The organism is Streptomyces sp. SBT349 (genome assembly GCF_001083795.1).
Classification (GTDB): domain Bacteria; phylum Actinomycetota; class Actinomycetes; order Streptomycetales; family Streptomycetaceae; genus Streptomyces.
The window spans coordinates 1-10,492 of record NZ_LAVK01000273.1; the positions used below are offsets into that span (position 1 = coordinate 1).

At 71.4% G+C, this 10,492-nt stretch carries 11 protein-coding genes; 6 read left to right on the forward strand and 5 right to left on the reverse strand.

Annotated elements, in window-relative coordinates; all coding sequences use genetic code 11:
* Positions 1 to 162: 162 nt before the first annotated feature.
* Complete coding sequence (locus tag ADY01_RS26565; protein WP_049578576.1) at positions 163 to 1,605, forward strand: OFA family MFS transporter; 1,443 nt, start codon at positions 163 to 165, stop codon at positions 1,603 to 1,605.
* On the forward strand, positions 1,602 to 1,715 hold the full coding sequence (locus ADY01_RS41915) for an MFS transporter small subunit (protein WP_420715743.1): 114 nt from the start codon (positions 1,602 to 1,604) through the stop codon (positions 1,713 to 1,715). Before ADY01_RS26565 ends, ADY01_RS41915 begins: the two co-directional genes overlap by 4 nt.
* Here the strand turns inward: ADY01_RS41915 and ADY01_RS26570 are convergent.
* Entirely contained in the window at positions 1,705 to 2,343 is a 639-nt protein-coding gene (locus ADY01_RS26570; RefSeq protein ID WP_049578578.1) for a TetR/AcrR family transcriptional regulator, read from the reverse strand. The two genes, ADY01_RS41915 and ADY01_RS26570, sit on opposite strands and share 11 nt — an antisense overlap.
* Positions 2,344 to 2,436: 93 nt before the next feature.
* Here ADY01_RS26570 and ADY01_RS26575 point away from each other — a divergent pair, with 93 nt between their 5' ends.
* Both ADY01_RS26575 and ADY01_RS26580 read left to right on the forward strand, forming a co-directional pair.
* Positions 2,437 to 3,057 (forward strand): peroxiredoxin-like family protein, encoded by a 621-nt coding sequence (locus ADY01_RS26575; protein WP_234320426.1) that lies wholly within the window; start codon positions 2,437 to 2,439, stop codon positions 3,055 to 3,057.
* Between the two features lie 46 nt (positions 3,058 to 3,103).
* Entirely contained in the window at positions 3,104 to 3,406 is a 303-nt protein-coding gene (locus ADY01_RS26580; RefSeq protein WP_049578580.1) for a hypothetical protein, read from the forward strand.
* 58 nt (positions 3,407 to 3,464) lie between these two features.
* Here the strand turns inward: ADY01_RS26580 and ADY01_RS26585 are convergent, their stop codons facing one another.
* Positions 3,465 to 3,962, reverse strand: a complete 498-nt coding sequence (locus tag ADY01_RS26585; RefSeq protein WP_049578582.1) for an OsmC family protein — start codon at positions 3,960 to 3,962, stop codon at positions 3,465 to 3,467.
* Positions 3,963 to 4,207: 245 nt separating this feature from the next.
* On the opposite strand from ADY01_RS26585, the gene ADY01_RS26590 reads away from it, so the two are divergent.
* Positions 4,208 to 4,870 (forward strand): HNH endonuclease family protein, encoded by a 663-nt coding sequence (locus ADY01_RS26590; RefSeq protein WP_049578592.1) that lies wholly within the window; start codon positions 4,208 to 4,210, stop codon positions 4,868 to 4,870.
* A 134-nt stretch (positions 4,871 to 5,004) separates the two neighbouring features.
* On the opposite strand, the gene ADY01_RS26595 is transcribed toward ADY01_RS26590, so the two are convergent.
* From ADY01_RS26595 to ADY01_RS26605, 3 genes are all read right to left on the reverse strand, one after another.
* The gene (locus ADY01_RS26595; protein WP_049578584.1) at positions 5,005 to 6,000 is read right to left on the reverse strand and encodes an acyl-coenzyme A--6-aminopenicillanic acid acyl-transferase; all 996 of its coding nucleotides are present in this window, start codon (positions 5,998 to 6,000) and stop codon (positions 5,005 to 5,007) included.
* A gap of 110 nt (positions 6,001 to 6,110) precedes the next feature.
* Complete coding sequence (gene manD / locus ADY01_RS26600) at positions 6,111 to 7,340, reverse strand: D-mannonate dehydratase ManD (protein WP_049578586.1); 1,230 nt, start codon at positions 7,338 to 7,340, stop codon at positions 6,111 to 6,113.
* Between the two features lie 85 nt (positions 7,341 to 7,425).
* Complete coding sequence (locus tag ADY01_RS26605) at positions 7,426 to 9,372, reverse strand: glycoside hydrolase 5 family protein (protein ID WP_049578588.1); 1,947 nt, start codon at positions 9,370 to 9,372, stop codon at positions 7,426 to 7,428.
* Positions 9,373 to 9,499: 127 nt separating this feature from the next.
* On the opposite strand from ADY01_RS26605, the gene ADY01_RS26610 reads away from it, so the two are divergent.
* Positions 9,500 to 10,492, forward strand: a 993-nt coding sequence (locus ADY01_RS26610; protein WP_199826314.1) for a LacI family DNA-binding transcriptional regulator, incomplete at its 3' end; no start/stop codon positions are given.

The window sequence follows — 10,492 nt, forward strand, 5'->3', positions numbered from 1 at the left end:
CCCTCCGCGAGGGTGCGCACGGGCGCGGGCGCGGGCGCGGGCGCTGTTCACAACCTCCAGAGAATCTCCCCAGGCACCACCCAGGCACCACGGGTGCCACCCAGTGAACCTTCAACTACGTTCACGGAGGCTGATCGCCGACGCCGACTGCGGAGGTGGCCCATGGGGCCTGGCCTGTTGGATCGTTCACGAATCGTCGCCCCACCGGGCTGGAACCGGTGGCTGATCCCACCGGCCGCCCTGTCGGTGCACCTGGCCATCGGCCAGGCGTACGCGTGGAGCGTCTTCAAGCCGCCGCTGGAGGAGACGCTGAGCCTGAGCGGCACCCAGAGCGCCCTGCCGTTCCAGCTCGCCATCGTCATGCTGGGCCTCTCGGCCGCGTTCGGCGGCACGCTCGTGGAGCGCAAGGGCCCGCGCTGGGCGATGTTCGTCTCGTCGGTCTGCTTCTCCACCGGGTTCCTGATCTCCGCGCTGGGCGTGATGACCGAGCAGTTCTGGCTGATCGTCCTCGGCTACGGCTTCGTCGGCGGCATCGGGCTCGGGATCGGGTACATCTCGCCCGTCTCCACCCTGATCAAGTGGTTCCCCGACCGGCCCGGCATGGCCACCGGCATCGCGATCATGGGCTTCGGGGGCGGCGCGCTGATCGCCTCGCCGTGGTCGAGCGAGATGCTGAGCGCCTTCGGCACCGACACGGGCGGCATCGCCACCACCATGGCCCTGCACGGGGCGGGGTACGCGGTGTTCATGTCCCTGGGCGTGTGGCTGGTCCGCGTCCCGGCGCCGGACTGGCGCCCCGCGGGCTGGAAGCCGCCGGTCGCCGTCGCGGGCCGGATGGTCACCACCGGCCAGGTCTCCGCGAGGAACGCCATCCGCACCCCGCAGTTCTGGTGCCTGTGGGTCGTGCTCTGCTGCAACGTCACGGCGGGTATCGGCATCCTGGAGAAGGCCGCGCCGATGATCCAGGACTTCTTCGCCGACACCGGGGCGACGGTCACGGCGACCGCCGCCGCCGGGTTCGTCGCGCTGCTGTCGCTGGCCAACATGGTCGGCCGGATCGTCTGGTCCTCCACCTCCGACCTGGTCGGCCGCAAGAACATCTACCGCTTCTACCTGGGCGCGGGGGCCCTGCTGTATCTGACGCTCGCGCTGGCGGGGAACGCGTCGAGGCCGCTGTTCATCGTCGCCGCCCTGCTGCTGCTGTCCTTCTACGGGGGTGGCTTCGCGACGATCCCGGCCTATCTCAAGGACCTCTTCGGCACCTACCAGGTGGGCGCGATCCACGGCCGGCTGCTGACGGCCTGGTCGGTCGCGGGCGTCCTCGGCCCGCTGATCGTCAACGCGATCGCCGACAGCCAGGAGGAGGCGGGCCGGACGGGCCCCGACCTGTACGTGCTCTCCTTCACGACGATGATCGCGCTGCTGGTGGTCGGCTTCATCGCCAACGAGTTGGTCCGCCCCGTTGACGTGAAGCACCACGAGCCACCGCCCGGCGGCGAAGGGGCGGGACGGGACGCGGCACAGATGACGGAACCGGTAACGGAACCGGTAACGGAACCGGAAGCGGGACAGGTAACGGAACAGGAAGGAACGGCCCAGCGATGAGCAGCAGCCGACGCACCCTCCTCGCCTTCGTCTGGCTCTGGGTCGGTCTGCCCCTGGCCTACGGTCTGGTCGAACTCATCCGCAAGGCGACCCAGTTGTTCACCGGCTGACGGGCGCGCCCTCATGGGGGGCGCGCAGGCCGCGCAGCAGGAGCGCGAGACCCCCGCGGAACTCCTCGCCCGGCGCGATCCGCCGTGCCGCGGACGCCGTCTCGGCGAGCAGCGGGAACTCCTCGTGGGGCAGCCCCGCCATGGCCGCGGTGCCGGATCCGGGCAACGGGCTCAGGTGCTCGGTCTGGAGCGCGCCGATCACATGGCTGAGAAGGGCGCGCAGCGCGATGACACGGCGCTCGCCGTCGAACCCCGCGCCGGTGAGGACGGTGAGGACGGACTCCGACCAGCGCAGCAGGCTGTGTGACGCGTGCCGGTGCGCCATGGTCAGCGGCACCACCTCGGGGTGGGCGCCCACGGCGGCCCAGACCCGTTCCATGAGCGCCGCCACCTGCCGGTCCCAGGGGACGCCGGGGGGCGGCGAGGTGTCGACCCGGCCGAGGACGCGTTCGACCACAAGCCGTTCGAGCGCGTCCCGGTCGGCGACATACCGGTAGAGGGACATGGTCGCCATGCCGAGCTCGGCGGCGACCGCGCGCATGGTGAGCGCGGCCAGGCCGTCCCGGTCGATGACGGCGAGGGCGGCGGCCGCGACCTGCGGCAGCGTCAGGGATTTGGGGCGGGGCATCGCTTGACAGCGTACAGGATACGCTCATAGCGTCCGTAAGCGTGCGGCGCACGCTTACGGGGTGCGCGACAGCGTGCGAGGAAGGTGGTCCGGATGCGGATGGACGTGGGCACGAGGGTGAGCGCCGACCTGGAAACGGTGCGGGGGGCGCGGGCGACGATCCCGGACGCGGGAGGGCTGGTGCACCTCCAGTTCCGGCGGTTCGCGGGCTGCCCGGTGTGCAACCTGCACCTGCGTTCGGTGGCGGCCCGCCACCGGGAGATCGAGGCGGCGGGGGTGCGCGAGGTGGTCGTCTTCCACTCCCCCGCCGAGGAACTGCGCGTGCACACCGAGGGACTGCCGTTCGCGGTGGTCGCCGACCCGCGGAAGCGGCTCTACCGGGAGTTCGGCGTCGAGTCGGCGCGGCGCGCGCTGCTCGACCCACGCGTCTGGGGGCCGATCCTGTGGAGCGTGGCGCGTGACCTGGTGCCCGTGCTGCTGCGCCGGCGCCCGCTGCCGGAACGCCGCCAGCCCCACGGGCGGCTCGGCCTCCCCGCCGACTTCCTGATCTCCCCCGACGGCCGGATACTGGCCGCCTCCTACGGGGTGCACGCCTACGACCAGTGGCCGGTGGACCGGATCCTGACCCTGGCGGCGGAGGCGAACGGCGCCGCGAAGCCGGAGGCGACCACGAAGCCGGGGGGCATGGCGGGCGGCGGCGGATCGCACGGCTGATGCCGACCGGTACGAGGCGATCTCCGGCGGGGGCCGGCGGGGCGCGTTGGGCAACGACCTGGCCGAGGCCCGGCGGGCGGCGGCGGCCGAGGAGGTGGGGAGCGTCGGCTTCGAGGAGGGCGACGCGGACACCCACCGATTCGCGGCGGGCGCGTTCGCCCCGGCGGACGCCTGGCCCGCACGGCGACCGCCGGTCCCGCGGAGAACGACCTGGACGAACCGGGCGCCCCGACCTCAGCCGATGACCGCGATCGCCGAGGCCGTGAGTGCCGCGCTCCGCCCCTACGACCGGGGAGGCGCCGTCGGCCTGCGCGGCACGGCCTGGCTGAATCACCGCCCGGAGACCTGAGCTCCACGGCCGCGCCCGGCCCGGGACCCACCGGGACCCGCCGGCGGGCCGGTCCGCTCTACGGCTGATCCGGGGACCCTGCCACGGCGACGGTCGGGGCGTTCCTGACGGGGAAGTTCACCGAGGAGGCCACGAAACAGATCTCATGGGCCTTCTCGTGGAGCTCGGTGGCCGCCTTCACCATGGACTCCTCCGCCACCGTCACGACCGGTGCCAGCAGCACATCGGTGAACTGACCACCACCGCCCGGGGTTTCGCGCATCGTGCCGTGCGCCCGGTCCTCGTACGAGGTCACCACGATGCGCTGGAGCGAGCAGAGCGCGAGATAGCTGAGCATGTGGCACTGCGAGAGCGAGGCGACGAGCAACTCCTCGGGGTTCCACCGCTCGGGGTCGCCCACGAACGCCGGGTCGGCGCTGCCGGGGATCGTCACCGGCTTGCCGGTCGCCGCCACCTCGTTGTCGCGGCCGTATCCCCGGTAACCGGCCGTCCCCGCACCGCTGTTGCCCGTCCACCGCACCGTGACGTCGTACTCGTGCTCTCGGCTCCTGGCCATCCGGCCGCTCCTTCCGTCCCCCGCGACGCTACCCGGTCCCCGCGCGGGGCGCGATGCCATGAAGGCGTCACAACAACGGCACCCCCACGCACCCCTTTTAGGCGGAATGACGTGAGCATGCCGTCAAACCGTTACCTGGAACATGCCGTGAAGAAACGTTCCAGCGGGAACATGACGGACGCATGACCACGCGGCTCTTCCGAGCCGAACCCCACACCCCCACACAGGGAGTTCGCGTGATCCAGTTGCGCACCGCACCTCCGCGGCGGTCAGTCTACGCGCGTCGACGTCTGAGCGTGCTCGCCGCCCTCACCGGTCTCATATCCCTGGCCGCCCTGTTCACCGGTCCTTCGGCCCAGGCCGCGCTGCCCACCCCGGTGAGCGCCGCGACCGCCCGCTCCTACCTGGCCTCGCTGACGGTCGCCACCGAGGACCGCACCGGCTACAACCGTGACCTCTTCCCCCACTGGTCCACCCAGAGCGGCAGCTGCAACACCCGTGAGGTGGTGCTCCAGCGAGACGGTTCCAACGTTGAAACCGACAGCAGCTGCGCCGCCGTGAGCGGCAGTTGGTACTCCGTATACGACGGCGCGACCTGGTCCGCCTCCGGCGACGTCGACATCGACCACCTGGTTCCGCTCGCCGAGGCGTGGGACTCCGGCGCGGACGCCTGGTCCACCGGCCAGCGCGAAGGCTTCGCGAACGACCTCTCCCGGCCCCAGCTGATCGCCGTCACCGACAACGTCAACCAGTCCAAGGGCGACCAGGACCCGGCCGAGTGGCTCCCGCCGTCCGGCGGGTACCACTGCGTCTACGCCCGCGCCTGGGTACAGGTGAAGTACCACTACGGCCTGTCGGTCGACTCCGCCGAGAAGAGCGCCCTCACCGGCATTCTCAACGGCTGCTGACACCCGAGGCGACGCTCCGAGACGACGCTCCGGGGCCACGCTCACGCGTGTCGCCCGGAGCGCCCCATGCTCATCGCAGACTCCCCTCCTCCGGCGTCCCCCGTGCTCACACCTCGCGGACGCCGGAGGGGGGGTCAGCCGTCCCGGGGGGCGAGATCCGGCGCGCCCCGGGCGACCACGACCTTCCTGCTCCCGGGCGAGAACCCGTCGAAGGACTGCTTCCAGCTCTCCTGTCCCGGCCAGTGGTACGTCACGCTGCCCTCGGCGGGCCGGTAGGCCGCCGTGTACAGCGTCCCGAGCCCGTTCTCGAAGTCGGCCTGGTGGAGCGGGGGCCGCAGCAGCGCCCGCACCACCGCGTCGGGATCACCGCTCGCGCCCGCGGCTCGGATGGCGGCGAGCCGCTGCTGGGTGCGGGTGCCGCGCTCCTGCTCCTCGGGAACGGGGAGGTGCTGGTGGTTGGCGGCGCAGGCGTCCTCGGCGAGGGTCGGCGGAATGTCAGGGGCGAGATGCACGGTCACCGCCTGGTCCCGGTCCACCAGCGTCAGGTTCTGCGCGGTGGCGACGGGTATGCGCCCCAGCGCGACGAACGCCTGCCGCACCGTCGCGCAGGTCTCCAGCAGGTACCGCACCACCACGGGTATGCCGAAGCCCGGTCCGGCGAGGGACCGACCGCCGTAGGTGAGTGAGACGGCCAGTCCCGCGTCGTTCATTCCGTCGAGCAGCCCCCAGAGCCCCTCCGTCTTGCCGATTACCGGCCGCAGGAGGGCGGAGGACACGATCGCGTGCGAGCGTTCGCCGAGGTCCCAGTCGTAGTTCCGCAGGAGCGTCCCTTCGACGCCGCCGATCTGCGTGCAGCCGGCGAACGGGCTGTTCAGGCCGACCATGGCCAGCAGCGGCACCACGCCGGGGGCGCCGCCCGCCTGGGCGGCCAGCATGTCCAGCGTGGGCAGCAGCTCGGGCATGTACTCGCCGAACTGCTCGCGCGCCGCCTCGGCCCCCTCCCGGGTGCGCATCTCCTGGGGCACCCACCGGTCGAGAAGCCCCGGCAGCTCGTCGGCCACCGACCTCGCCCAGCCTCCGTCGCCGCCGTCACCGACTTCGACGGCGTGGAACACCACGTCCCGGCTCATGAGCCATCCCCCTTGTCGGATGCAGGACCGGGAAGGCCCCGTCGAGCGACACCGTAGGCACATTCCCCCGGATTCAGGGGAATTCCGGCGACGATCTCTCTGGTTGCGGCCTACCAGTCGTGCACCGTCCCGTCGGTCAGGCGGTTCACCGGGAGGTAGGCGGCCCGGTACGGGAAGCGGGCGGCGGCCTCCGTGTCCAGCTCCACGCCGAGGCCCGGGGTGTCGGACGGGTGGAGCAGCCCGTCGGCGAAGGTGTAGCTGGTACGGAAGACCTCCAGGGTCTCGGGTGTGTGCCGCATGTACTCCTGAATGCCGAAGTTGTGGATGGCGATGTCCAGATGGAGGGCGGCGGCCATGCCGACCGGCGAGATGTCGGTGGGCCCGTGGATGCCGGACTTGGCGCCGTAGTGCCCGGCCATGTCCAGGAGCTTCTTCATCGCCGTGATGCCGCCGGTGTGCGTGACGGCGGAGCGGACGTAGTCGATCAGCCGATCCTGGAGCAACAGGGTGTAGTCGTGGGCGGAGTTGAACACCTCGCCGATGGCCAGCGGCGTGGTCGTGTGCTGGCGTATCAGACGCAGCGCGGCCTGGTCCTCGCCCGGAGTGGCGTCCTCCAGCCAGAACAGGTCATAGGGCTCAAGGGCTTTGCCGAGCTTCGCGGCCTGGATGGGCGTCATCCGGTGGTGGCCGTCGTGGAGCAGTGGCAACTCGGGGCCGAACTCGCTCCGCACGGCTTCGAAGACCGTGGGCACATGGCGCAGATAGGCGCGGGTGTCCCACGCCTCCTCGACCGGCAGCGCGGTGGGACGGGCGGGCTCGTAGTCGTACCGCTGGCCGCCGCCCGCGGTGGAGGCGGCGACGCCGTAGACGGAGTCGAGCCCGGGAATGCCGGTCTGGATGCGGATCGCCCGGTACCCGGCCTCCAGGTGGGCGCGGACGGAGTCGAACAGCTCGGGAACGTCGCGCCCCGAGGCGTGCCCGTAGGCGAGGGCGCCGGTGCGGGAGGCGCCGCCGAGGAGCTGATAGAGCGGCATGCCCGCGGCCTTGGCCTTGATGTCCCACAGGGCCATGTCGACGGCCGCCAGCGCGGCCATGGTGACCGGGCCGCGGCGCCAGTACGCGCCGCGGTAGAGGTACTGCCAGGTGTCCTCGACGCGGCCGGCGTCACGGCCCACGAGCAGCGGGGCGACGTGGTCGCGCAGGTAGGAGTCGACGGCCAGCTCGCGGCCGTTGAGCGTGGCGTCCCCGAGGCCGGTGACGCCGTCGGTGGTGGTGATGCGGAGGGTGACGAAATTACGGCCGGGGCTGGTGACGACGGTCTCTGCTGACTCGATCTTCATGGCTTCAGGCTTCCACGGGCGTTGGGGCGGACATAAGCGACTTTCGTAAGGAGAGTCATTGACTTCCGTCAGTGGTCGGGCGACCTCACTCGGTGACAAGCTCGGTGACGACGACCCCATAGGGGAAGAGTTCGACCGCCGGGAACGACTGCCCGGTCAGGTCGCGCAGTGAGCCCGCCGCGATCCGGGGCCTGACGGTCAACGGCTCGTGGTGCTGGCTGACGAACCACACGAAAGAACGGCCGTCCTCATGTTCCATACGCCCCACCACCACCCGCGGGTCCTCCACGGTCACCTCGGGCGCGACGCCCGCCACCGAGGCGAGGGCGGAGTAGAGACGCCACGTCGGCTCCGGGTTCACCCGGGGCGTGAGCGCCGCCATGTGCTCGATCGGGTAGGTGCACAGCACGAGCCTGCCGCCGTGGTCGCCCACCGCGCGCTCCAGCAGGAACGGGCGGCCGTGCGCATCGGTCGCCACGACCTCGGCGCCGTCCGGCTCGACCGGAAGATAGGTGCGGGAGTTCTCCGTACCGGCGACGGCGAAGACCAGTTCCTCGCCCGCCCGGATGGTGCCGAAGTCCCGCTGGAAGGTGACGCGTGCCTCGGCGTCCTCGATCGGGTCGGTCAGGCCGTAGCGCAGCTTCTTCACCACGCCGAAGGTCTCGTCGAGCTTCGGCCACCACGGGCCGCGCTGCACGCCGTGCTCGCCGACGTAGTAGGAGGCGTAGACCGTGGCGCCCGCGTGCGCCCGCTCGACCAGATGCCGCCAGCCGGGGGCGGTGAGCTGCTTGGCCGAGGGCAGCAGGTAGAGGGCGCAGTCGTCCGGCAGCCCGTCGGCCTCGCGGGCGACGCCCACCGGCAGGTCGGCCTCGCGGGCGGCGACAAACGCCTGCCGCGTGTGCGCGAAGACGCTGGTGTGGTCCTCGGGCTGCGTGAACGGATAGGGCTTCTCCAGGAAGGAGGAGACGACCAGGGCCACGGAGGTGTCGGCCCGGCGCAGCCGGGGGGCGTCCACGGCGCGCAGCACCTCGGTGAAGCGCTTGACCTCCCGCAGTTGCTCCTTCGGGGTGCCCCGGTCGTCGGTGAGGCCGAAGTGCATCTCGAAGGGGTGGTGACTGTAGGGCTCCTGGTTCCACAGGGCGTCGTAGTCCGTGTTGTTCCACGGCATCCAGCCGGTGGCCCCGGCCAGCAGGGTGTTGTGGAGCACTTGGCGGTAGTAGTGGGCGGCGTTCTCCTCGGAGACATAGTCCGAGGTGAGACCGAACTCCTCCATGATCACCGGCTTTCCGCCGATGGGGCCGAGCAGCTCGCAGATGAACGCGGCGCCGAGGTGCTGGCGGACCTCGTCGGTCTCCATCCGGTAGACATGCGGGCCGTGGAAGTCGATCAGCGGCTCCAGGTCGCGGACGCGGAAGCCGTTGTCCGCGCCGGTGACCTCGACGCCCCACGCCCCGTCGCCGATGGAGACGGGCTGGGTCGCCCCGGCCTCGCGCAGGGCCCTGACCAGCGTGGTGGCCCAGGCGGTGACGGCCGCCGGGTCGATGGTGCCGATGCCGCGGGACTGCCAGTGGCCGTAGATCGGGATCTCGTTCGTCAGCAGCCAGCCGGCTATGGCGGGGTGGTCCTTCCAGCGGGCGGCCAGCTCGCGGACATACCACTCCTGCTGCGCGACGAACGACGCGTCGCCGAAGATGTCGCGCCCCTCGCGCCAGGCGGGATCCCAGTTCTGACCCGACATGTGGCCGACGATGAACGTGGGGATGGACGTCATGCCCAGCGCGTGATGGCGGTCGAGGAAGTCGTCGAAGCGGGCGGTCATGTCCGGGTCGAGGGTGTTCTCGGCGGGCATGAAGTCCGGCCAGTAGAGGAACGAGCGGGTGAGCGTGATGCCGTGGTCCCGCATGGTGCGCAGTTCCTCGTCGATGACGTCGGGCTGGTAGTCGCGCCACATCAGAGGGCCGCCGGTGCGGGACCAGTAGTTCACCCCCATCCACAGGGTGCCACCGTCGAGTTTCGCTGCGTTGCGCCTCATGGCCTGGTCCGTTCCCTTCCGGCGGGCGCTGATGGGCGTGCCCGCCAGCCTCAGGTATATCGTTTTACCTACCCAATGTCGACAGGGGGTGGAGGGGACCCTTCCGCCTGTGGTTACCCTCATTCCCGTGGCGGGACGGATGGAGCGACGCGTGCCGGGCAAGGCGGTCAGGCCGGCCAAGCCGACGATCGCCGATGTCGCGGCGCTGGCCGGGGTCTCGGTCTCGGCGGTCTCCAAGGTCGTGAACGGGCGCGACGGCATCTCGGAGCCCACCCGCAAGCGGGTGCTGGAGGCGGCGGCCAAGCTGAGGTGGTCGCCCTCGGCCACGGCGGTGGCGCTGCGCGGGGCGCGGACGCGGGCGATCGGGATGGTCGCGGGGCGCTCGACGGATGTGCTGGCCACGGACCCGCACTTCACGCTGCTGATCTCCGGCATCGAGCGGGAGCTGGCGCCCGCCGACTACGGCCTGCTGCTGCACATCGTGGGCGAGGAGCCGGGAGCGGAGGAGCGGGCCTACCGGCGGCTGGCCGAGGAGCGGCGGGTGGACGGGGTGATCCTCACCGAGTCGCGCGTCGGCGATCCCCGTTTCGATCTGCTGCGGCAGCTGCGGCTGCCCGCCGTGCTGGTGGGCGAGCCCTGGCGGGACGATCCGGTGGTGTCGGTGCGCGCGGGCGGGCAGGAGACGGGGGTGCGGGAGGCCGTGGACCACCTGCACGGCCTGGGGCACCGGCGGATCGCCTATGTCTCGGGCCCGCAGGACCGGGTGCACACGGTCTTCAGGCGGCGGGTCTTCGAGGCGGCCCTGGCGGAGCGGGGGCTCGTGCCGAGCCGGGTGCTCGTCTCGGACTTCACGGCCCAGGACGCGGTGGCGGCGATGCGGGAGTTGCTCGCGGCGGTGCCGGACGAGCGGCCCACGGCGGTGCTCTTCGCCAACGACACCATGGCCGTGGCCGGGATGAACGCCGCGCGCCGCCTGGGCTTCGACGTGCCGGGGGACCTGTCCGTCATCGGCCACGACGACCTGCCGCTCGGCGAGTTGGTCTACCCGACGCTGACGACGATCGCCCAGGACGTCATCTCGCTGGGACGGGCCGCGGTCTGTCTCTTTATACACATCTCC